Raw genomic sequence first — 24,361 nt, 5'->3', positions numbered from 1 at the left:
GATCGAAGAGGTTGCTAATTCCGACCGGACGATTCGGCAGTCGGCTTCAGAACGCCGGCCTGAATCATTCTGGCCGTCAGTTGCTGAATTTGGTTCATCAGCTCAACCGCAGCTCCCGGCGTCAGAACCAGGCGACAAGCCGGAAGTCGCTGCGCGACTACCGCGCCTGACTGTTGCGCTTGACCAAATCGCGTGACGGCGAAATTGATGCGCAGCGTCTGCCCGTCAAAGAATACGAAGCCAATACTGTCGGCGAACGTCTCTTGTAGGTCAGGCACGTCAACGCTCTGGATCGTCAGCGGCGGCTGCTCGGCGAGATTTCGGGTCGCATCATTCACGGTTAATCCTTTCCTCCAGAAAATCGAGATGGTGACCTACCTGCATAGGCGCTCCGAAGAATTGCCTATGCGGCGTGTGGTTGAGTGAGGAGCGTCGAGATGTCGGGAGGCGGATCTGTTATGAGTGTTCCCCCGTGTCCATCGTTCGACGTTGCGAAGCTGGACGCCAAGTATTGGCCAAACAGCGCGATGTTCGCCACATGGGTGCCATCGCTCACTGTGAGAATGCCCCCTGTGTTGTCCTCGTTCGCGGCGTATCCGACGGTTGTATTCGCTCCAAAGCTGACGTCGGAAAAGTCAAGGTAATTCCCCGCGGCGAGCCCAGTGACCGTGCCCGTGTAGTTTTGTGAGTCGTCCAACCGAAGGGTACCGGTCGAGCCGATCGCAAACGTCACGTTCTCGTTCGAAGCAGCCCCATATTCCAGTTGCGAGCTGCCAAAAATCTCCGCTACGCCGGTATCGTTGACCGCATTGTCGATCTTGATGCTTCCGCCATCGGCCTTCAGGGTGCCCGTATTGGTGAAGGCGGCGGTGAAGTCGAGCGTTCCGCCCAGCGTGTCAACGGTGCCGCTGTTGTTGAACGTCACCCCGATCGTGGTCGTGCCGCTGGAAAAGCTCGTCGCAAAGGTGCCGGCATTGGTGAAGACGTTGGTGCCAACGTTATTGATGATCGAGCCCGCGACCGCGTCGTTGAAGGTCGCGCCGGCCGCGTTGACGATGGACGATCCGCCAACCGTGGTGTCGAACGGGTAATAGCCCATATAGATCGTGCCACCCGTCCAGCTGAAGCTGCCGTCGTTCTGCAGCGTGCGGCCGCCATCGAGAGCCAGGTAGCCGCCATCCAACGTGCCGCCAGCCTTCAGCTCCGTCGTCCCGCTCCCGGTTTCGGCGACGAAGCCGCTGGAGAACGAGGCTGCCCCCGTCACCACGACCGTGCCCGTGCCGGTCAGCGTCCCGCCAGTTTGCGTGAACGTGGTCCCCAGCGTGATCGGATTCGATCCGGTGTCGAGCGTGCCACTGCTCAACGTCGTGTTGGTCGCGCTGTAGCTCCCGTTCAGGCCAATCGTGCCCCCCGAGACGATCACATTGGCCGTCGAAATGCTCGACGCGGCATCAAGAGTATAGCTGTTGCTGAACTGCAGCGTGCCGTCGCCGCTGAAGCTGCCGCCGTTCGACGTGCCGCCGGCGCTGAGATTAAGCGTGCCGCCTGCGCCGATCTGGACGGTGCCGCTGTTGTTGAACGTCACCCCGATCGTGGTCGTGCCGCTGGAAAAGCTCGTCGCAAAGGTGCCGGCATTGGTGAAGACGTTGGTGCCAACGTTATTGATGATCGAGCCCGCGACCGCGTCGTTGAAGGTCGCGCCGGCCGCGTTGACGATGGACGATCCGCCAACCGTGGTGTCGAACGGGTAATAGCCCATATAGATCGTGCCACCCGTCCAGCTGAAGCTGCCGTCGTTCTGCAGCGTGCGGCCGCCATCGAGAGCCAGGTAGCCGCCATCCAACGTGCCGCCAGCCTTCAGCTCCGTCGTCCCGCTCCCGGTTTCGGCGACGAAGCCGCTGGAGAACGAGGCTGCCCCCGTCACCACGACCGTGCCCGTGCCGGTCAGCGTCCCGCCAGTTTGCGTGAACGTGGTCCCCAGCGTGATCGGATTCGATCCGGTGTCGAGCGTGCCACTGCTCAACGTCGTGTTGGTCGCGCTGTAGCTCCCGTTCAGGCCAATCGTGCCCCCCGAGACGATCACATTGGCCGTCGAAATGCTCGACGCGGCATCAAGAGTATAGCTGTTGCTGAACTGCAGCGTGCCGTCGCCGCTGAAGCTGCCGCCGTTCGACGTGCCGCCGGCGCTGAGATTAAGCGTGCCGCCTGCGCCGATCTGGACGGTGCCGCTGTTGTTGAACGTCACCCCGATCGTGGTCGTGCCGCTGGAAAAGCTCGTCGCAAAGGTGCCGGCATTGGTGAAGACGTTGGTGCCAACGTTATTGATGATCGAGCCCGCGACCGCGTCGTTGAAGGTCGCGCCGGCCGCGTTGACGATGGACGATCCGCCAACCGTGGTGTCGAACGGGTAATAGCCCATATAGATCGTGCCACCCGTCCAGCTGAAGCTGCCGTCGTTCTGCAGCGTGCGGCCGCCATCGAGAGCCAGGTAGCCGCCATCCAACGTGCCGCCAGCCTTCAGCTCCGTCGTCCCGCTCCCGGTTTCGGCGACGAAGCCGCTGGAGAACGAGGCTGCCCCCGTCACCACGACCGTGCCCGTGCCGGTCAGCGTCCCGCCAGTTTGCGTGAACGTGGTCCCCAGCGTGATCGGATTCGATCCGGTGTCGAGCGTGCCACTGCTCAACGTCGTGTTGGTCGCGCTGTAGCTCCCGTTCAGGTCAATGGTGCCACCCGAGACAATCACATTGGCCGTCGAAATGCTCGACGCGGCACCAAGAGTATAGCTGCTGCTGAACTGCAGCGTGCCACCACCTGTGAAGCTGCCGCTATTCGATGAACCGCCGGCAGAGAGATTGAGCGTACCACCGGCGCCGATCTGGACGGCGCCGCTGTTGTTGAACGTCACCCCGATCGTGGTCGTGCCGCTGGCGAAGCTGGTCGCAAACGTGCCGGCATTGGTGAAGACGTTGGTGCCGACGATATTGACGATCGAGCCCGCGACCGCGTCCTTGAACGTCGCGCCGGCCGCGTTGACGATGCTCGAGCCGCCGACCGTCGTGTCGAATGGGTCGTAGCCCATGTAGATCGTGCCGCCCGTCCAGCTGAAGGTGCCGTCGTTCTGCACCGTGCGGCCACCATCGAGAGCCAGATAACCGCCGTCCAACGTGCCGCCGGACTGCAGATCCGTCGTCCCGCTGCCGGTTTCGGCGACGAAGCCGCTGGAGAACGAGGCTGCCCCCGTCACCACGACCGTGCCCGCGCCGGTCAGCGTCCCGCCAGTTTGCGTGAGACTCCCAAGGGCGGTCTGTCCATTCAGGGCGAGCGTTCCCGCACTAATAGCCAACGCGCCGGCCAAATTTGACGCACCGGCGATCGTCATTGTTCCGCCGGCAATCGCAAGCGTCGGTCCGACGGTTGTCGTCAACGTATTGACGGCCGTCGATCCGCTGTCGAACGTCACTGTGACGGGCAGATTGATCAGCACATCATCCTGCGAGCCAGGTACTGAGCCTGTGCTCCAGTTCGATCCAGTGTTCCAGTTGCCGCTGATTTGGTTGGTCCATTGGATCGTATATTGCTGGACGGCCTCCACGGTGATGGTGAAGGTCTCGCTGCTGGCATTACCGGCAGCATCCGTCACCTGCGCTGTAATCGTGTGCGCTCCGACACCGAACGTGTCGCCCGAGTGAACGACCGTGTTGCCTTCGGTGAAGACAACCGGATCTGTCCCGTCGACAGCGTCGGTTGCGGTTGCCGAGAATGTTGCCACAGCGCCAGAAGAAACTGTTGCTTGCAGCGTCTGATCGGCCACAGGCGTTAGGCTGGGAGCGCCGGTATCCAGCGTAAAGGTCAGAGACGCCGTGCCGGTATTGCCGGCCGCATCGGTCTCGCTCGCCACGATGGTGTGGCTGCCGTCGACAAGACCCGTCGGCGTGAAGCTCCAGTGCCCGCTGCCGTCGGCGGTCGCGGTGGCGGCGATCGGGGTGCCATCCACCGTGAAGTGCACCACCGCACTGGCATCGCCAGAGCCGGACAGCGCCGGGTCCGATGTGAACTTATCGGTTGCGGACGCGCCGGTGTCGTGGGTCAACACCTCGGTCACCACCGCTGCGGTGGTGTCCAGCGTAAAGGTCAGCGACGCCGTGCCGGTGTTGCCGGCCGCATCGGTCTCGCTCGCCACGATGGTGTGGCTGCCATCGGCAAGACCGGTCGGCGTGAAGCTCCAGTGCCCGCTGGCATCGACACTCGCGGTGGCGGCAATCGGAGTGCCGTCCACCGTGAAATGCACCACCGCATTGGCATCGCCGGAGCCGGACAGCGCCGGGTCCGACGTGATCTTGTCGCTCGATGAAGTGCCGGTGTCGGCGGCCAACGCCGCGGTCACCACCGGCGCGGTGGTGTCCAGCGTAAAGCTCAGCAAGGCGGTGCCGGTGTTGCCGGCCGCATCGGTCTCGCTCGCCACGATGGTGTGGCTGCCATCGGTCAGACCAGTCGGCGTGAAGCTCCAGTGCCCGCTGCCATCGGCGGTTGCGGAGGCGGCGATCGTGCTACCGTCAACCGTGAAGTGCACCACCGCATTGGGATCGCCCGAGCCGGACAGCGCCGGGTCCGAGGTGATCTTGTCGGTTGCAGACGTGCCGGTGTCGTGAGCCAGCGCCTCGGTTACCGCCGGCGCGGTGGTGTCGAGCGCAAAGGTCAGCGACGCCGTGCCGGTGTTGCCGGCCGCATCGGTCTCGCTCGCCACGATGGTGTGGCTGCCGTCGGCCAGGCCCGTGGGCGTGAAGCTCCACTGCCCGCTGCCATCGGCGGTCGCGATGGCCGCGATCGGGCTGCCGTCCACCGTGAAGTGCACGAGCGCATTCGGATCGCCCGAGCCGGCGAGCGCCGGATCCGAGCTGATCTTGTCGCTGGCGGACGTGCCGGTGTCGTCGGCCAGCGCCTCGGTCACCAGCGGTGCGGTGGTATCCAGCGTAAAGCTCAACGAAGCGGTGCCGGTGTTGCCGAAGCTATCGGTCTGGCTTGCCACGATGGTGTGCACACCATCCGCCAGCCCGCTCGGCGTGAACGACCAGGCCCCCTGCGCATCGGTTGTAAGAGTGGCCGCGATCAGGCTGCCGTCGATCGTAAATTGCACCACCGTGTTGGCAAGCCCGATGCCGCTTAGCGCCGGGTTCGAGGTGATGTGGTCGGTGGCCGAAGCGCCAGTATCGGAGACCAGGCTCTCGGTCACCGTCGGGGCTGAGGTGCTCAGCGTGTAGACCACCGCGCTGCTGGTTGCGGTGTTGCTGGCGAGATCGGTGACCCTCGCGGTCAGCGAGTTGCTGCCTTGGCTCAGCGTGACCGTGCTGCTCCAGCTGCCGTTGCTCTGCACGACCGCCGTGCCGATCGGCGTGGTGCCATCCAGGATCGTGACGGTGGCGCCGGCATCGGCCACGTCCACCGCCCCGGTGATGGTCTGGCTCGCCTGGTTGGTCGATCCGCCTGGGCTAGTGATCGCGACGCTGGGCGCCGTAGTGTCGAGCGTGAACGTCAGCGAGGCGGTGCCGATGTTGCCGGCCGCATCGGTCTCACTCGCCACGATGGTGTGGCTGCCATCGGCAAGACCGGTCGGCGTGAAGCTCCAGTGCCCGTTGGATTTGGCGGTCACGGTGGCGGCAATCGGGGTGCCGTCCACCGTGAAGTGCACCACCGCATTGGCATCGCCGGAGCCGGCGAGCGCCGGATCCGAGGTGATCTTGTCGCTCGATGAGGTGCCGGTGTCGTCGGCCAGCGCCGCGGTCACCACCGGTGCGGTGGTGTCCAGCGTAAAGCTCAGCGAGGCGGTGCCGGTGTTGCCGGCCGCATCGGTCTCGCTCGCCACGATGGTGTGGCTGCCGTCGGCCAGGCCCGTCGGCGTGAAGCTCCAGTGCCCGCTGCCGTCGGCGACCGCCGTGGCCGCAATCGGGCTGCCGTCCACCGTAAAATGCACAACCGCATTGGCATCGCCGGAGCCGGACAGAGACGAATCCGAGGTGATCTTGTCGCTCGAGGAGGCGCCGGTGTCGTCGGCCAGCGCCGCGGTCACCGTCGGTGCGGTGGTATCCAGCGTAAAGCTCAGCGACGCGGTGCCGATGTTGCCGGCCGCATCGGTCTCGCTCGCCACGATGCTGTGGCTGCCGTCGGCCAGGCCCGTCGGCGTGAAACTCCATTGCCCGCTGCCATCAGCGGTCGCGGTGGCCGCAATCGGGCTGCCGTCCACCGTAAAATGCACCACCGCATTGGCATCGCCGGAGCCGGCAAGCGCCGGATCCGAGGTTATCTTGTCCGTTACGGAGGCGCCGGTGTCGTAGGCCAACACCTCGGTCACTGCAGGTGCGGTGGTATCGAGCGTAAAGGTCAGCGACGCGGTGCCGGTGTTGCCGGCCGAATCGGTCTCGCTCGCCACGATGGTGTGGCTGCCGTCGACAAGACCCGTCGGCGTGAAGCTCCAGTACCCGCTGCCATCCGCGGTCGCGGTGGCCGCGGTCGGGCTGCCGTCCACGCTGTAGTGCACCACCGCATTGGCATCGCCCGAGCCGGACAGCGCCGGATCCGAGGTGATCTTGTCGGTGACGGACGCGCCAATGTCGTGGGCCAACACCTCGGTCACCACCGGTGCGGTGGTGTCCAGCGTAAAGCTCAGCGACGCTGTGCCGGTGTTGCCGGCCGCATCGGTCTCGCTCACCACGATGCTGTGGCTGCCGTCGGCAAGACCGGTCGGCGTGAAGCTCCAGTGCCCGCTGCCATCGGCGGTCGCGGTGGTCGCGATCGGGGTGCCGTCCACCGTGAAGTGCACCACCGCATTGGCATCGCCGGAGCCGGACAACGCCGGATCGGAGGTGATCTTGTCGGTTGCGGATACGCCGGTGTCGTGGACCAGCGCCTCGGTCACCACAGGCGCGGTGGTGTCCAGCGTAAACGTCAGCGACGCCGTGCCGGTGTTGCCGACCGCATCGGTCTCGCTCGCCACGATGGTGTGGCTGCCGTCGGCCAGACCGGTCGGCGTGAAGCTCCAGTGCCCGCTGGCATCGGCGGTCGCGGTGGCCGCAATCGGCGTGCCGTCCACCGTGAAGTGAACCACCGCGTTGACATCGCCGGAGCCAGACAGCGCGGGGTCCGAGGTGATCTTGTCAGTTGAAGATGCGCCGGTGTCATGGGCCAAATTGACCGTCACGACGGGTGCGGTGATGGTCCCATCCACTACGACTTCGGTGCCACCGAAACCGTCGAGCTGCATCGAAACGAACACGCCCTGCTGGAGGGGCGCGGCCAGGGTGTAGCTGGCGGTCTGGCCGCCGGCATATGTGACAGTGAGGTTGGTGCCGTTGACCACCGCGCCAGTCAGGGTGGCATGCGCGAAGTCGATGACATCACCGACCGTCAGGCCGGCAATCGTGCCGGTGAACAGGCCAGGGCCGTCGAGCTGCAGCGTGCCGGCCCCGGCGAAGTTCACCGTCTCCGACAGCGTGCCCGACTGAAGCTCCAGCGTGCCGCCTTGATTGATCACGAAGCTGCCGCTGCCGGACAAGGCGTAGGACGAGCCCGTACTGCCATTGAAGATCAGCCGGCCGCCAGAGCCTATCGAGATGGTGCCGTTGTTTTTATTGGTCGCGTAATAGGCGTAATCGCTAAGGGTCAGCGTCGCGCCATTGGCAACAGAGATCGTACCCTCGTTGTCGAAATGCCCGCTAACATAAATAGATCCAGTGCCGTTGGTGGTGATCGCCCCCGTGTTGCTGAAGCTGACGTCACCTTCGAGAGTCAGCTGATTGCCTGAGATCGTTCCGCTGTTGTTCAAGCTGTGAGGGCTATAGAGGTCCAACTGATTGCCCGAGATCGTCCCGCTATTGCTGACGTCGTAACCTCCAATCCTCAGGTATCCTGTAACATTGATCGTGGCCTGATTGACCACGCCGTCACCTGCAGCATAGCCGTTCTGGATCCCGCCATACGCACCATTGACGGTCAGATTCGGCCCCAGCGTCAGCACCGCAGGCGTCTGCGAGGCCGTGTCTGTGGTCAATGCTCCAAATTGATGAATGGGAGCCCACAGCCCTAGATTGATCGTGGCGTTGTCCAGCGTCTGCGAACCGCCACCAATCAGCAACGTCCCCTGCGTGAGATCGATCTCGTGCACCGCAGTGTTCACCAGCCCACCGTAGACCGCCAGCGTCGCGCCGTTGGTTACTGCCAGCGTGGCATTGGCATCATTCAGCGCCAACACGTTGACCGCCTGGTTGGCAGACACCGTCACCGTCTCGGTGCCGCTGCCGCCGATCATCGCATTGCCCTTGCCGTCCGGCACCACGCCGTCCGACCAGTTCGATCCCGTCCCCCACGTCCCAGTCGTCCCATCAATCCACGTGTGGGTGGGCGGCGGCGGAAGCGCCACATCGGTCACCACCACGTCGGTGCCGCCCGCACCATCAAATGTCGTCTGCACGAACACGCCCTGCTGGAGGGGCGCGGCCAGGGTGTAGCTGGCGGTCTGGCCGCCGGCATATGTGACAGTGAGGTTGGTGCCGTTGACCACCGCGCCAGTCAGGGTGGCATGCGCGAAGTCGATGACATCACCGACCGTCAGGCCGGCAATCGTGCCGGTGAACAGGCCAGGGCCGTCGAGCTGCAGCGTGCCGGCCCCGGCGAAGTTCACCGTCTCCGACAGCGTGCCCGACTGAAGCTCCAGCGTGCCGCCTTGATTGATCACGAAGCTGCCGCTGCCGGACAAGGCGTAGGACGAGCCCGTACTGCCATTGAAGATCAGCCGGCCGCCAGAGCCTATCGAGATGGTGCCGTTGTTTTTATTGGTCGCGTAATAGGCGTAATCGCTAAGGGTCAGCGTCGCGCCATTGGCAACAGAGATCGTACCCTCGTTGTCGAAATGCCCGCTAACATAAATAGATCCAGTGCCGTTGGTGGTGATCGCCCCCGTGTTGCTGAAGCTGACGTCACCTTCGAGAGTCAGCTGATTGCCTGAGATCGTTCCGCTGTTGTTCAAGCTGTGAGGGCTATAGAGGTCCAACTGATTGCCCGAGATCGTCCCGCTATTGCTGACGTCGTAACCTCCAATCCTCAGGTATCCTGTAACATTGATCGTGGCCTGATTGACCACGCCGTCACCTGCAGCATAGCCGTTCTGGATCCCGCCATACGCACCATTGACGGTCAGATTCGGCCCCAGCGTCAGCACCGCAGGCGTCTGCGAGGCCGTGTCTGTGGTCAATGCTCCAAATTGATGAATGGGAGCCCACAGCCCTAGATTGATCGTGGCGTTGTCCAGCGTCTGCGAACCGCCACCAATCAGCAACGTCCCCTGCGTGAGATCGATCTCGTGCACCGCAGTGTTCACCAGCCCACCGTAGACCGCCAGCGTCGCGCCGTTGGTTACTGCCAGCGTGGCATTGGCATCATTCAGCGCCAACACGTTGACCGCCTGGTTGGCAGACACCGTCACCGTCTCGGTGCCGCTGCCGCCGATCATCGCATTGCCCTTGCCGTCCGGCACCACGCCGTCCGACCAGTTCGATCCCGTCCCCCACGTCCCAGTCGTCCCATCAATCCACGTGTGGGTGGGCGGCGGCGGAAGCGCCACATCGGTCACCACCACGTCGGTGCCGCCCGCACCATCAAATGTCGTCTGCACGAACACGCCCTGCTGGAGGGGCGCGGCCAGGGTGTAGCTGGCGGTCTGGCCGCCGGCATATGTGACAGTGAGGTTGGTGCCGTTGACCACCGCGCCAGTCAGGGTGGCATGCGCGAAGTCGATGACATCACCGACCGTCAGGCCGGCAATCGTGCCGGTGAACAGGCCAGGGCCGTCGAGCTGCAGCGTGCCGGCCCCGGCGAAGTTCACCGTCTCCGACAGCGTGCCCGACTGAAGCTCCAGCGTGCCGCCTTGATTGATCACGAAGCTGCCGCTGCCGGACAAGGCGTAGGACGAGCCCGTACTGCCATTGAAGATCAGCCGGCCGCCAGAGCCTATCGAGATGGTGCCGTTGTTTTTATTGGTCGCGTAATAGGCGTAATCGCTAAGGGTCAGCGTCGCGCCATTGGCAACAGAGATCGTACCCTCGTTGTCGAAATGCCCGCTAACATAAATAGATCCAGTGCCGTTGGTGGTGATCGCCCCCGTGTTGCTGAAGCTGACGTCACCTTCGAGAGTCAGCTGATTGCCTGAGATCGTTCCGCTGTTGTTCAAGCTGTGAGGGCTATAGAGGTCCAACTGATTGCCCGAGATCGTCCCGCTATTGCTGACGTCGTAACCTCCAATCCTCAGGTATCCTGTAACATTGATCGTGGCCTGATTGACCACGCCGTCACCTGCAGCATAGCCGTTCTGGATCCCGCCATACGCACCATTGACGGTCAGATTCGGCCCCAGCGTCAGCACCGCAGGCGTCTGCGAGGCCGTGTCTGTGGTCAATGCTCCAAATTGATGAATGGGAGCCCACAGCCCTAGATTGATCGTGGCGTTGTCCAGCGTCTGCGAACCGCCACCAATCAGCAACGTCCCCTGCGTGAGATCGATCTCGTGCACCGCAGTGTTCACCAGCCCACCGTAGACCGCCAGCGTCGCGCCGTTGGTTACTGCCAGCGTGGCATTGGCATCATTCAGCGCCAACACGTTGACCGCCTGGTTGGCCGACACCGTCACCGTCTCGGTGCCGCTGCCGCCGATCATCGCATTGCCCTTGCCGTCCGGCACCACGCCGTCCGACCAGTTCGATCCCGTCCCCCACGTCCCAGTCGTCCCGTCAATCCACACATGGGTGGGCAAGGTGGAGGCCTGAACCGTGATGGTGAAGGTCTCGCTGCTTGTGTTGCCGGCCGCGTCGATTGCGCTTGCTGTAATGGTGTGGGTACCAACGCTGAACGTGTCGCCCGAGTGGACGACTGTGTTGCCTTCCGTGAAGACAACCGGATCTGTTCCGTCGACAGCGTCAGTCGCGGTCGCCGAGAAAGTCGCCACAGCGCCGGCGCTCGTCACTGCAAACACAGTTTCGTTTGGAATGGCGGCCAGAACCGGCGCCGTTCTATCCAGCGTAAACGTCAGCGACGCCGTGCCGGTGTTGCCGGCCGCATCGGTCTCGCTCGCCACAATGGTGTGACTGCCGTCGGCCAGACCCGTCGCCGTGAAGCTCCAGTGCCCGCTGGCATCGGCGGTCGCGGTGGCCGCAATCGGCGTACCGTCCACCGTGAAGTGCACCACCGCGTTGGCATCGCCCGAGCCGAAGAGCGCCGGATCCGAGGTGATCTTGTCACTCGAGGAGGCGCCGGTGTCGTCGGCGAGCGCCGCGGTCACCGCCGGCGCGGTGGTGTCCAGCGTAAACGTCAAGGACGCCGTGCCGATGTTACCGGCTGCATCCGTCTCGCTTGCCACGATGGTGTAACTGCCGTCGGTCAGGCCGGTTGGCGTGAAGCTCCACTGCCCGCTGCCATCGGCGGTCGCCGTGGCCGCATTCGGGGTGCCGTCCACCGTGAAGTGCACCACGGCGTTGGGATCGCCGGAGCCGGACAGCGCCGGGTCCGAGGTGATCTTGTCGGTGGCGGAGGCGCCGGTGTCGTCGGCCAGCGAGACGGTCACCGCGGGTGCGGTGGTGTCCAGCGTAAAGCTCAGCGAGGCCGTGCCGGGGTTGCCGGCGGCATCGGTCTCGCTCGCCACGATGGTGTGGCTGCCGTCGGCCAGGCCCGTCGGCGTGAAGCTCCAGTGCCCGCTGCCATCGGCGGTCGCGGTGGCCGCGATCGGGGTGCCGTCCACCGTGAAGTGCACCACGGCGTTGGGATCGCCGGAGCCGGACAGCGCCGAGTCCGAGGTCATCTTGTCGGTTGCGGAGGCGCCGGTGTCGTCGGCCAGCGAGGCGGTCGCCGCGGGTGCGGTGGTGTCCAGAGTAAAGCTCAGCGACGCCGTGCCGGTGTTGCCGGCTGCATCGGTCTCGCTCGCCACGATGCTGTGGCTGCCGTCGGCCAGACCGGTCGGCGTGAAGCTCCAGTTCCCGTTGCCATCGGCGGTCGCGGTGGCGGCGGTCGGGCTGCCGTCCACCGTGAAGTGCACCACCGCGTTGGCATCGCCGGAGCCGGACAGCGCCGGATCCGAGGTGATCTTGTCGCTCGAGGAGGAGCCTGTGTCATTGTAAAGAGCGATGCTAACTGCTGGCGGCGCCCTGTTGATAGTGTACGCGGGTCCTGTCATGACTACCGAGGTGCTGTCGAGCAAGACTGTCGCCTCGTTGGTGAAATAGTGCCCGATGACGACGTCCGGCAGTCCATCACCGTTGAGATCACCAACTGTAATGCGGTTGGCCGTTCCATTAGCATCAATGGCCTGACCAGGCGCAAACGTGCCATCGCCATTGTTGATCAGCACACCGATCTTGTCGGAATCCGAGCCAACAACGATGTCCATAAAACCGTCGCCGTTCACGTCAGCGAGGATGGGATTGATCGGACCTGCCGCGCCAGTAGAATACGAGTGCGCAGTCCCCAGACCACCCGTGCCGTCGCCGAGCAAGACGGTCACCGACCCGTCCAAATAGTTGGACACGATGACGTCCGGTATGCCGTCACCGTTTACGTCACCGGAAGTCATTTCTACGGAAGTTGAACCGGCGGGTAGCGTGTAGGACGTGCCAGGGCCGAATTGCCCATTGCCCAGATTGAGGAACTCAGTAACGGCGCTATTGCTGGCCTGTAGTAGATCGAGCCGGCCGTCGCCGTTGACGTCCGCCGAAGCAATCGTGCCCACCGTGGTGGTGACGGATTGTGCCGGGTTGAAGCTTCCGTTGCCGTTTCCGAGAAGCTCGACGACACCAGAAGCCGTAGATACCAACAAATCGGTGCTGCCGTTGCCGTCAAAATCCCCAAATACGGCTTCGATCGCATTCGACAACACGCTGTAAGCAGTACGCGGCGCAAAGGCTCCTGTGCCGTTGCCGAGCAAAACCGACACCGTGCCGTCGCTGTAGTTCGTCGTGACGATGTCGAGATTGCCGTCGCCATTGAGATCGCTCAAATAGGCGTGGCTCGACCCATACCCGCCGGTTGCGGAACTGTAGGTCGTGGGTGCCTGGAGCGTACCGTCCCCGTTGCCGAGATAGACGCCGACAGTGGCACCATAGTAGTTGGGCAGCACAAGGTCGGCCTTGCCGTCGCCATTGACGTCGCCGATCGCACCTATGGTCGGCGTCGAGCCGGTTTGATAAGACACACCAGCCAAGAACGACGCGGGTCCTCCGACCAACTCGTTACCGGCCAAATCCTGAATGGCGTTCTCTGCCTTCAGACCGAGAGCAATAGTCCCATCACCGGTGCCAGTACCGATCGATACCGTATATTGCGTCCCGTTGCTGCCGACGACAGGCGTCACGCTCGTGATCGAAGCGCCCGTCACGCCAGTGGTGATGAGCAAAAATTGGTTTGCATCTACGCCGCTCACAGGCTCCGAGAACGTAACGATATAGCCCACACTGTTCGCGCTAGTGAGATCGGCATCGGCCGCCACAATGCTGGTCAACCTTGGCGGCGCTCTGTCTAGCGCAAAGGTCAGCGACGCGGTGCCGGTGTTGCCGGCGGCATCGGTCTCGCTCGCCACGATGGTGTGGCTGCCGTCGGCAAGACCCGTCGGCGTGAAGGTCCAGCGCCCGCTGGGATCGGCGGTCGCGGTGGCCGCGGTCGGGCTGCCGTCCACGCTGAAGTGCACCACCGCATTGGCATCGCCGGAGCCCGAGAGCGCGGGATCCGAGCTGATCTTGTCGCTCGACGAGGCGCCGCTGTCGTCGGCCAGCGCCTCGGTCACTGCAGGCGCGGTGGTGTCAAGTGTAAAGGTCAGCGATGCCGACCCGGTGTTGCCGGCGGCATCGGTGTCGGTCGCGATCAGCGTGTGCTGGCCCTGGCCGGACAGCGTCACGTACGTTGACCAGGCGCCGTTGGCACCGACGGTGGCCGTGCCGATCTGGGTCGCGCCGTCAAAGATCTTCACCGTCGAGCCGGCGTCGGCGACATCGACGGTACCGACAATCGTCTGACTGGCCTGGTTGGTCAACCCGCCGCTCGAGGTGATCGTCACCGTAGGCGCAACCGTGTCCAGCGTGAACACGACCGCATTGCTGGTGCCGGTGTTGCCGGCGGCATCGGTGTCGGTCGCAGTCAGCGCGTGCTGGCCCTGGCCGGACAGCGTCACGTTCGTTGACCAGGCGCCGTTGGCACCGACGGTGGCCATGCCGATCTGGGTCGCGCCATCGAAGATCTTCACCGTCGAGCCGGCGTCGGCGACATCGACGGTACCGGCAATCGTCTGACTGGCCTGGTTGGTCAACCCGCCGCTCGAGGTGATCGCCACCGTGGGCGCAACCGTGTCCAGCGTGAACACGACCGCATTGCTGGTGCCGGTATTGCCAGCGGCATCGGTGTCGGTCGCAGTCAGCGCGTGCTGGCCCTGGCCGGACAGCGTCACGTTCGTTGACCAGGCGCCGTTGGCACCGACGGTGGCCATGCCGATTTGGGTCGCGCCGTCGAAGATCTTCACCGTCGAGCCGGCGTCGGCGACATCGACGGTACCGGCAATCGTCTGACTGGCCTGGTTGGTCAACCCGCCGCTCGAGGTGATCGCCACCGTGGGCGCAACCGTGTCCAGCGTGAACACGACCGCATTGCTGGTGCCGGTGTTGCCAGCGGCATCGGTGTCGGTCGCGGTCAGCGTGTGCTGGCCCTGGCCGGAGAGCGTGACGCTGGTCGACCAGGCGCCATTGGCGCCTACGGTGGCCGTGCCGATCTGGGTCGTGCCGTCGAAGATTTTCACCGTCGAGCCGGCGTCGGCGACATCGACGGTGCCGGCAATCGTCTGACTGGCCTGGTTGGTCAGGCCGCCGCTTGAGGTGATCGCGACCGTGGGGGCAGTTTTGTCCACAACAAAACTGTGCGACGATGTGTCCGTATTTCCCGCAACGTCCGTCACTGAAACAGATACTGAGTAGGTCCCCTCGGCCACCCCCCCAACGGTCGTCTGCGGCAAGTTTGCTGACCATGTGCCGTTGGCAGCGACCTGCGTCGATAAGGTCGCGACGGTGTGGTTGGCGCTGTCCAGCACCTTGATCGTGACTTTCTGACCAGCCTCAACGCCAAACGTAGTACCTGAAATGGCTACCGCGGCATGCGACTGCGCTGCGTTAATGCCCCAGTCGCCATCCACCGGAGAAATGCTGATGGATGCTGTCGTGTCGACGACGAGGGAACTAGTCGTCGAACTGACCGAGTTTGTGGGTGATACAGTCGTATCGAATAGCAACGCCTGGATTGTATAGGTGCCGTCGGCGAGCCTTTGCGCCGTCGCGGAATCGCTGACCGACCAGCTCAGGCTGCCGTTCTTGCTTGCGCGGAGATTGTAGACCCAGAGCGTGTCGACGACCACGCCACTTTGGTTTTTGACGAGGACCTCGACCGCGTAGGTATCGCTAGTGTTTGAAACCGTTGCGGCACCTGCAATGGCGAGCGGCGTGCTGTATTCTGCCGAATTAAGAATATTGTCGCCGTAAATCTTATTAATAAAAATCGACGAGGATGACTTTGCTGCCATGACTATGCCTCTAAGTATGCTCGCGCGTTAAAACATCTCCAAAGCCGCGACGTTGAATGGCTTCATTAACCGGGGCAGCAATCTGTGAAATATTTGGTCATTGCTCCGCCCCCCGCCAACCCGCTTTCCAGCGGACTGGCGCAGTTCAGTGCTTCGAGGCCGACGCTATCTGCAGTTCCCCCTGCCCATGCGCGGCAATACATCAAAATATTTGTAATCCTTGCACACGGATCGCTGGATATCAATCGTCTCCGCGGATTGTTGCTCTCCCTTCTTGACAAAGTAGCATGCCTTGGCGTTGCGCCTTCTCGTTAACTCCTCTCACGATCCTCGCAAGAACGATGGGAGCCTTCGAGATCAGCTCTGACAACGTTCGCGCAGTGCGCCACCGCACAATCGGCTTCGATCCGGCTAAAGCACACTCGCTCTTTCGCGGTCGCAATAATTGCGTCGGCGATTATATCCCGCGTTGACGTCACATATTCCATGTGTCTGCCCGCGCAGTAGCGGCGCATCTCAGGTCTCCCGCGGCGGTAGCGGAATAATCATCGATACGCGTTTGCGGTATTCGATGTAAGCCTGGCCGTGAAAGGTGATGAGGTCGCGCTCTTCCAGCAGGAGGCCAATGAAAATGTAGCCGGTCGTCGCAATTGCAAAGAGCAGGTGTCCTCCCGTCATGACCGGCGTGGCCCAGAAGGCCAATAGGAAGCCGAAATAAATGGGATGACGAACCACTCTGTAGAACAATGGTGTCCGGAAGCTTGGCGGCTCCGCCATTCTTCCTCGCCAATGGGCATACACCTGATGAAGACCAAACAGGTCAAAATGATTGATCATGAATGTGCTGAGCAGAACGATTCCCCATCCAAGCCAGAAGAGGGCGTTGAGAATGCCTGCGCCAATCGGGTTACTCACTGACCAGATGACGTCCGTCAGCGGCCGCCATTGCCAGTACAAGAGGATGAGTGCAAGGCTCGAAAGAAGCACGTATGTGCTGCGTTCCACCGATTTCGGGACAAGACCGGTCCACCAGCGCTTGAAGCCTTGTCGTGCCATGACACTGTGCTGGACTGCGAACAGCCCAAGCAGCACGACATCTACGAGTAGCGCTTCAATCGTGAGGGCCGAGGGGCCGCCGCCGTCAATCGACTTGGGAACAATGATGTTTCCGACAAACCCGATCGCATAGAGAAACGAAAACAGGAACAGAACGTAGCAAAACACTCCGTAAATAAGTGCGGTCATGGCTCGCTCCTAAAAAAATGCTTTCGCACCCCCGCTAGATCAGTTCCGATAACATGCGCGCTGCATCCGCCGCGCCGCTGCTTTCGACCGGCCTGAAGCATGCGCGATCGGTCAGCGCGCCGATCATTGCATCGGCAATCGTGTCCGGCGTAGACGTCGCGTATTCCATGCGCCTGCCTGCGCGATAACGATCGAGACGATGCGCAACATGAAAATTCTGCTCGAAATGGTTTTGAAGCGGAAAGTAGATGAACGGCGTTCCGGCCGCCGTCAGCTCCATGCACGTGGTGAGCCCACCCTGCACGATGGCCAGGTCGCAAGCCGCGAGATGGCGGTCGAGATCAGGCACGAATGCGCGCACTTCGACACCGGCTGGCGCCTTGATAGACATCGGCTCGATACGGGGACCGGCCACCACGATCATGCGAAGCTCCGGTATTCGAGACCGTGCCAGCGGATAGCTGTGCAGGATGCGTCTGATCAGGTGTGCGCCGACGCCGGATCCTCCGACCGTGACAATGCAGATTCGCTCGCCCCTCCGGTAGCCGAGACTTTCACGCAGATCGCTACGTGACCCAAAGGCCTGTGGGTGCTCGCCGATGATGTAGCCGGAGAAATCAAAATGCTTCGGTACCCAGTCCTGCATGTCCGGCAGGTCGTCGCCGAAGGAACGGGGAATGATGTCTTCGGGGCTTCCGACGAAGATCGCGCGATCACGAACGCCCGGATTGCGCTCCACATGCTCAATCATCTCGGCGTTGTAGTCGCGGGTCAGAAACGCCTCGCGATCACCGCCACTGGGCATCGGAAGAAAGCCGACAAAGTCCGTCAACCAGGCGAGCTTTGCTTTCTTCAGTTCCGGATGCTCATGCCAGAAATGATCGATGTCCCAGGCTTCGTCGGCGATAACCAATTCGTAGTCGCCGTCTTCGACCGCATCCTGGAACACCATGAAATTGGCGGCCAGCACTTCATCCATTCGGCGGATTGCCCGGAACGCGTTCAGATCGTGCTCGCCCGACTCGAGCTCGATATGGCGGGACTCGCTTGCAAGACGAGAGCTTAAGGGGTGAATGCGCTCGCCGCCTGCCGCAAGGAGCCGGGTGACCGGGTCTTGCGCCAGCCAGTCGATCTGCAAGTCCGGGTGAAGTTTGCGCAGTTCGCGGGCAATCGCGATGTCGCGCCGCCCGTGCCCCAGACCTATGGGAGAGGACAGATAGAGCGCGCGCTTTGTCGTGGGCGGCGAGCTGGACTTTTGCCTGGCCGGGCCACCACCGAGTTTCCGATCGAGAAATTCCGTGATTGCAGTATTGCATTTGGCCGGGTAGCGACCGAGCGGGTTGTGGCCGCCACCCGGAATCGTGACGAGTTCAGCGCCGGCAACCTCTGCGACGAGCTTCGCGCGAGAGAGTGGCTGGATCTGGTCGTCCTCACCGTGGATCATCAACGTCGGACATTGAATCCGCCGGTACATCGCTTCGCCGATGTCAACACTTGGCGGAATCATGCGCGCCTCGACCGTCTTGACGAGAATCGCACCCGTGGTGTCACCCGCCCACTCCAGCCCGTCCTCGATCTGCTTCGTCGAATGCGGTTCGGAGAAGATGTTGCTGATGAAATGCCTGGCAAAGTCCGAATAGTCCGAGAGCCAATGCTCCCTGTTGTATTTGTTCCAGCCCTCGAAGCTATCCTGCATCGTCATGAAATGCTGCGGTGTCATATACGGGTAGCCAGGTCCAATGATCGCCGCAGTCCCTGCCAGGATCGCAGCCTTGACCCGTTCGGGATGATAAGCCGCCAATGCGCACGCAAGTATCGTGGAAGCCGAGAGGCCTACGACGACCGCCTCCCCGGCATCGGTGGCGTCCATGACGGCAAGGGCGTCGGCGACCTGATTGTCGAGCGAGTACGCAGCCACATCCTCCGGCCGGTCCGACTTGCCGTTGCCACGGCCGTCATAGACGATGCAGCGGAAGCGCTCGCTCAAGTACGGAAGCTGCGCCTTGTAGACGCGCGAATGGAGGAGCGACCAGGTCGGCAGAAACATCATCGTTTGCGGGCCGCTGCCATAGACCTCATAGGCGAGCTTCACGCCCTCACGTTCGACGAAGCCTTCCCTGTCAGGCAGTTTGGCGCGCATGGTGCCCCTTCATTTGGCCAATGAGCCGCGTTCCGCTAAACGAATAAGATCTCCGAAGCGCCGAAGCGCCCGACGCACCGGAACGCCCTGTTTCTCAAGACCAAGAAGGTAGAGGCTCTCGGCGCCCATGAACGCGTGGCCAACCAGGGTGGCGATATCCTCGGCTGTGAACGGGCCTAGGCCACCAAAACTCCGCTCTGCGCGCCGCGCCAGCTCGGCGAGGAGATCGATCCACCCCATGATGCCGGCCCGGATGACCTTGGCCACCGGAGCGTCAGCCCAGCTTGCAGCGATGAGTTCCTGGAGAACGCGCACATAGCCGGAGGCTATATCCTCGTCGAAATAATCGCAGGCCCGATCCCAACGCTCGGACAGCTTGAGCGAGGCATCATTGAACATGGCCTGCTGGCGATCGAGCAACTGGGCATTCAGATGCTCGAACAGGGCCAGTATCATCCCCTGCTTCGAGCCGAAGTGATAGTGGATCTGGCTGAGCGGCATGCCGGCAGCTTCTGCGACATCGCGCGTCGAGAGGCCGGCATATCCGCGTTGACGAAGCATCCTTTTCGCAGCCTCCATCAGCACTATTCTGGGATCGGCCCTTTTCGAAACCGCCTTTGCCGCCCGAACGCTCATGCGCATGAGTTATAATTCGGTCGACCGACCGAAGTCAATGTTATTCTGCTCGGCTTCTTGACCTGCGAGCGGCCGCGTGCACGCGAAGGCGATGCCGGTCGTCTTGCCCACGCCGGAGGAGCACGACGTGTGAATGCGGGGCGCCCTGGGACGAGGCCAAGGCGCTGCAGCGGCCGCTGCCGGATGGGTCTCTCAAGATCGTAGCGACCGGGGACGAGGAAGACCACGAGGCTGCGTTACTCCGGATAGGCCGTTGAATTGCGTCGGCCTCGCGGTCAAGTGAGCCGGGATCGACCCGGGGCACCCGACGAATGGACGTAGGCATATGGTTAAGAGGGCTGGGCCGTGAGGCGAACTTTCGCGAGAATGCGATCGAGTTCGATATTCTAAGTCTGTTCGAACTCGGCCGACTTGCGGAGGCGCGACGCGCGCTAGAGAAGGCCATGAGTTTGCTGACCACAGCCGCTCCAATTGACACCGCGAGGTCTTCTGGCGAAGCGCCGGTGATGATCTGGACTTGGCTCTCGTTCGTCCTTCTGTACCAAGCGACCAGGCGCGTTCGATGAACGAAATGGCCGTAAAAGAAGCCAAGCGATCGCGATCCGCGCACACGCAGGCATTCTCGATGGGGTTCGGCGTTGCGATTTCGAGCGAGACATTCGCGCCCGATCTCCTCGACCGCGCACAAGCGCTTCGATCGCTGGCGGAGGAGCAGGATCTTGACCTACATCGGGGCATAGGGTCGATGTTCGTTGGCCTCGCCCGCATGCGAGCAGGCGATGCCGATGCGGTCGGTGGCTTCCAAACTGCTCTGGGCAGATACTTGGAGACCGGTGTGGGCTTTGCCGCACTGGCTCGTCTTCCTCACTGCCGAACTGCCGGACCGGCATTCGGAAAGAGAGATGGCAATCGAAAGAGCATTCGCTGCCTTGGAATCCACCCAGGAGCGATGGTACGAAGCCGAGGTTCTGCGGCAGCAGGGCGAGCTTCGGAGAGCTCGAGGCGATACCGAAGGTGCCGAACGAAGCTACTTGGAGGCGATCCGCACCGCAGATGAGCAAGGCAGCATGCTGCACAAGCTGAAAGCTTCCCTCAGCCTGGCGAAGCTCTGGCGGGAACTGGCGCGCACTCAAGAAGCCCGGCAAATGCTGTCGCCTGTCGTCCGGTGGTTCGCGGGCCAACCGGATGCACCGGTGCTGCAGGACGCCAGAGAGGTCTTGACGTCGATCTAAGAGGCGCTCGGCTTCTTCCTCCACTGGGCACAACAGGGCGGCGGAACACGTGGAAAAGCGGCTGTCAGCACAATTCCGAATCCCTCTCCTGTGTTAGCAGGCCGGAACGAATTGACGGACGCAAGGATTCGCCCGACAGGGGCGTTCTCTATGCTAAAGACGATGAAGACGAGGCGACCGGCGATCCGGACGCTGCGCGGCTGGGTGATCTCCATCCTGCAGGAAGCCAGCGCCATCCGCGAGTGCGAGGCGCACGGCTGGATGCAGGACCGAGCCGACCCGGACGCCCGCGAGCATGCCTTGGTCATCGCCCGCCGCGATCCGCCGTCGGGCGTTTCTCCGGACGAGGCCGCCGCCGAGGTTCGCGATGTCATGAACTCGATCGGCGACACCTGTCCGGAATGCCCGCCGGAGCCTATGGCGACGTAGGATGACAGGCGGCGGCTGCTCCGTTCGACGCGGGCAATCACCCGAACTCCCGGCTGCACCGAGAGCTAACCGCTGGCCGCGAACAGGTCCCATTTCCCCGGCAGCCCCTTCAGCTCGTACGAACCGCGTTCGCTGAAACGCAGTCCCGCGCCCGCGACGAGGTCGGTCACCACGCGCGAAACCAGGACCTCGTCAGGCCCGGATTGCGACATGACGCGGGCCGCCGCGTGGACCGCGATGCCGCCGATGTCGCTGCCCCGCATCTCGATCTCGCCGGTATGCAGGCCGGCCCGCACAGGCAGGCCGATCTGGCGCGCAGCGCTGCTGAACGAGATGGCGCAGCGGATCGCGCGGCCCGGTCCGTCGAAGGTGGCAAGAACGCCGTCGCCGGTAGTCTTCACCAGATTGCCGCGATGCCGCTCGATGAACTGACGCGCGAGCGCGTCGTGCTGATCCAGGCGGCTCCGCCATCGCTGGTCGCCGATCGCGGCAGCCTGCCGCGTCGAGTCGACGATGTCCGTGAACATGACCGTGGCGAGTATCCGCTCCAGATCGGCGTCTCCCGCATCGCGATGGCCCGTCACGAACTCCTCGATGTCGCCGACCAACGTCTCGGTGTCGCCGGTCCAGAATGCGTGATCCCCCGACGGATATTCGATGTACTTCGCGCCGGGGATTTCCGCCGCCATCTTCCGCCCCAGCGCGACAGGCACTTGCGCATCGGTCGCCCGGTGCAACACCAGGGTCGGGGCGCGGACACACGGAAGAATGCCATTCACGTCAATCCGGCGATTCGAAATGATGTAGGACTTGATGGCGCCCGGACTGCTCGCCAACTTTTCGAACTTCGCAATGCGCGCGACCGCCTCCGCATTTGACGCCTCGCTCGCGAAGACGTTCGCCAGAAAGCTTCCACTGCCCCAACGTTTCACCAGGTTCGCCAGCCGCTCTTCGGCGGCGGCTGGTGTCAGGTTCGGCGGAAACAGATCCGCGATGCGAGCAAGGCCGCCGAAGAGGACTAGGTGGGATACGCGGTCAGGGTAGGTTGTTGCGAACAGAGCGCTCATGGAAGCGCCTTCGGAAAATCCGACCAGCGCGGCACGCCGGGATCCGATGGCGTCCATGACCGCGCGGACGTCGTCGATGCGCTCCTCGAGCGAAGGCACATCCGCCAGCCTGTCGGACAGGCCTTGCCCTCTCTTGTCGAAGGTAACGACCCTCGAGAACTTGGCCATCCGGCGGAGGAATTGCGTGTAGCCCGGCAGCTCATGCAGATAATCGATATGCGAGATGATGCCGGGGACCAGGATGATATCGATCGGGCCGCTGCCCATCACTTGGTAGGCGATGTTGAAATCGCCGCTCTGCGCATATTGCGTCTCAGGCAATGCTACTTCGACCATGGCCAGCCCCGCTACCTACCTGGGTTGGATGGAGTATTGGTCAAATGAGGAACGAGATCAACCTGGGGGAGACACGGGGGAGACAGACACCTGGGGTGAAACGGCCGAAACGACCCGACGAGATGAATTCGATTGCCGAGGCTAAGCCGACTTCCGCTGCGACTTGGCCGCCGGTTTCTTCGCTGCCGCCTCCTTCGCCGGCTTCTTGCCAGCGATCGGCATCAGCATCTCCTTCTGGCCGGCCGCAACCTTGCGCGGCTTCTTGGCGGGCTTCTGGTTGATGAGGTCGATCAGTGCGGTTTCGTAGTGGTCTTCGAACTTCTCCGGATCGAACTGGCCCGCCTTCTGGTTCACGATGTGCTTGGCGAGATCGAGCATGTCCTTGGTGACTTTGACGTCCTGGATCTCGTCGAAATACTCCTGCTCGCTGCGGACTTCGTAGGGGTAGCGCAGCAGCGTGCCGACGAGACCCTTGCCCATCGGCTCCAGCCCGATGATGTGTTCGCGGTTGGTCAGCACCACGCGGCCGATCGCCACCTTGTCCATCTCGCGGATGGTCTCGCGGATCACCGCGAAGGCGTCGTGGCCGACCTTGCCGTCCGGCCGGATGTAGTAGGGGCGGATCAGGTAGCGCGGGTCGATCTCGGCCTTGTCGACGAAATCGTCGATCTCGATGGTGCGCGTGGATTCTAGCGCGACGTTCTCAAGCTCCTCCTTCGACACTTCGATGAAGGTCTCCTTGTCGAGCGCGTACCCTTCACGATGTCCTCGTTGGACACTTCCTCGCCCGACGCCTCGCTCCAGAAGGGCAATTTGCTTTGGATTGAGCGGCGCGGACAGGCCGCCGAGTTCGCCCGTTCCCGCGACCCGCAAGACGGCCGGCCATGGGCGTGACATAGAAGCCCAGATCGACCGGGGCTGACCGGCCTCTTGATCGGACAGGTATCCATCGCGAATTCGATGTGGTAGCCGCGCTCCGGCCGGCGGCGAGGACAACAGTGTGCGCTTCGATCGTGCGATCGCGGCACATCAAACGGATTCATCCGCCGTCCTGCGGTTCCAGCCGATCGACGAAGGCATCCACCTTCTGGATCTAGCCAAATACCTTGATGCGACAGTCGAGGCCGCCAGAAAAGAAATGGCAGTCCTAACGACCTAGGTGGCGCACCGCCTCTCTTTTTTTGGTGCCTTCAGGCGAGTTGCTTGAAAGTCGCTGCGCCTTCGCCCAGGCGCAGGCTAAACCTCCGAGCAGAATAATCCCTGCAGAACGTTGCACGCGACACGGGCGCATATCACCTGTAGCCGCGCGCAGCTACGCCGCGCTACGCTGTAGCCGCACGACAGACGCCGGGGCACGACAACGCTTGCTCGTCGAGCTCCGAAGCAGCGACAGTACTACATTTGGTACGACATGATCGATTGAGGTGCGGCTTAAATGCTGATGCTACTTGGCTTTTTGAGATATCCCGGTCCTATCCATCATGGAACAGACTTTAGCCCCTAATTTGCTCAGGAGCGGCATGAAGCCTACCTACCTAAAATTCATTGACCGCACCAGTTTCGCACCAGAAACGACATGAACGAACCGGGACGAACGTGTCCAAATTCAAAGGAAAAGTAGCAAAACCAACGAAGCCGATCGATGGTCTACCGCTCATAACGGTCTGGTTGCAGCTTCGAGTCCTGCCGG

The 24,361-nt window shown here is 62.6% G+C and carries 9 protein-coding genes and 2 pseudogenes; 4 read left to right on the top strand and 7 right to left on the bottom strand.

Annotated elements, in window-relative coordinates; all coding sequences use genetic code 11:
- Window positions 1-14: 14 nt before the first annotated feature.
- From LRP30_RS07725 to LRP30_RS07705, 5 genes are all read right to left on the bottom strand, one after another.
- Window positions 15-338, bottom strand: a complete 324-nt coding sequence (locus LRP30_RS07725; RefSeq protein WP_249759913.1) for a hypothetical protein — start codon at window positions 336-338, stop codon at window positions 15-17.
- A gap of 65 nt (window positions 339-403) precedes the next feature.
- Window positions 404-15,586, bottom strand: a complete 15,183-nt coding sequence (locus LRP30_RS07720; protein WP_249759912.1) for an Ig-like domain-containing protein — start codon at window positions 15,584-15,586, stop codon at window positions 404-406.
- Between the two features lie 516 nt (window positions 15,587-16,102).
- Window positions 16,103-16,831, bottom strand: coding sequence for a methanethiol S-methyltransferase (gene mddA / locus LRP30_RS07715; RefSeq protein WP_249759911.1), 729 nt, complete (start codon window positions 16,829-16,831; stop codon window positions 16,103-16,105).
- A gap of 34 nt (window positions 16,832-16,865) precedes the next feature.
- Complete coding sequence (locus LRP30_RS07710; protein WP_249759910.1) at window positions 16,866-18,971, bottom strand: alpha/beta fold hydrolase; 2,106 nt, start codon at window positions 18,969-18,971, stop codon at window positions 16,866-16,868.
- Between the two features lie 9 nt (window positions 18,972-18,980).
- Window positions 18,981-19,550, bottom strand: a complete 570-nt coding sequence (locus LRP30_RS07705) for a TetR family transcriptional regulator (protein WP_249759909.1) — start codon at window positions 19,548-19,550, stop codon at window positions 18,981-18,983.
- 127 nt (window positions 19,551-19,677) lie between these two features.
- Here LRP30_RS07705 and LRP30_RS07700 point away from each other — a divergent pair.
- The 3 genes and pseudogenes from LRP30_RS07700 to LRP30_RS07690 form a co-directional block, all read left to right on the top strand.
- A pseudogene (locus LRP30_RS07700) lies at window positions 19,678-19,864 on the top strand (SOS response-associated peptidase); the annotation flags it as partial.
- A 522-nt stretch (window positions 19,865-20,386) separates the two neighbouring features.
- Entirely contained in the window at window positions 20,387-20,839 is a 453-nt protein-coding gene (locus LRP30_RS07695) for a hypothetical protein (RefSeq protein ID WP_249759908.1), read from the top strand.
- Window positions 20,840-20,989: 150 nt separating this feature from the next.
- Window positions 20,990-21,268, top strand: a complete 279-nt coding sequence (locus LRP30_RS07690; protein WP_249759907.1) for a hypothetical protein — start codon at window positions 20,990-20,992, stop codon at window positions 21,266-21,268.
- 65 nt (window positions 21,269-21,333) lie between these two features.
- On the opposite strand, the gene LRP30_RS07685 is transcribed toward LRP30_RS07690, so the two are convergent.
- Window positions 21,334-22,671 (bottom strand): adenylate/guanylate cyclase domain-containing protein, encoded by a 1,338-nt coding sequence (locus LRP30_RS07685; RefSeq protein ID WP_249759906.1) that lies wholly within the window; start codon window positions 22,669-22,671, stop codon window positions 21,334-21,336.
- Window positions 22,672-22,812: 141 nt separating this feature from the next.
- Window positions 22,813-23,462, bottom strand: a pseudogene (locus tag LRP30_RS07680) (Ku protein); the annotation flags it as partial.
- Window positions 23,463-23,671: 209 nt separating this feature from the next.
- Between LRP30_RS07680 and LRP30_RS07675 the strand changes: the two are divergent.
- Window positions 23,672-23,830 (top strand): hypothetical protein, encoded by a 159-nt coding sequence (locus LRP30_RS07675; RefSeq protein ID WP_249759905.1) that lies wholly within the window; start codon window positions 23,672-23,674, stop codon window positions 23,828-23,830.
- The last annotated feature ends 531 nt before the right edge of the window (window positions 23,831-24,361 follow it).

The sequence above is a fragment of the Bradyrhizobium sp. C-145 genome (assembly GCF_023375135.1).
Classification (GTDB): Bacteria; Pseudomonadota; Alphaproteobacteria; order Rhizobiales; family Xanthobacteraceae; genus Bradyrhizobium; species Bradyrhizobium zhanjiangense.
Note: the sequence above shows the minus strand (reverse complement) of the source record. Positions and strands in the feature narration are given on the sequence as shown.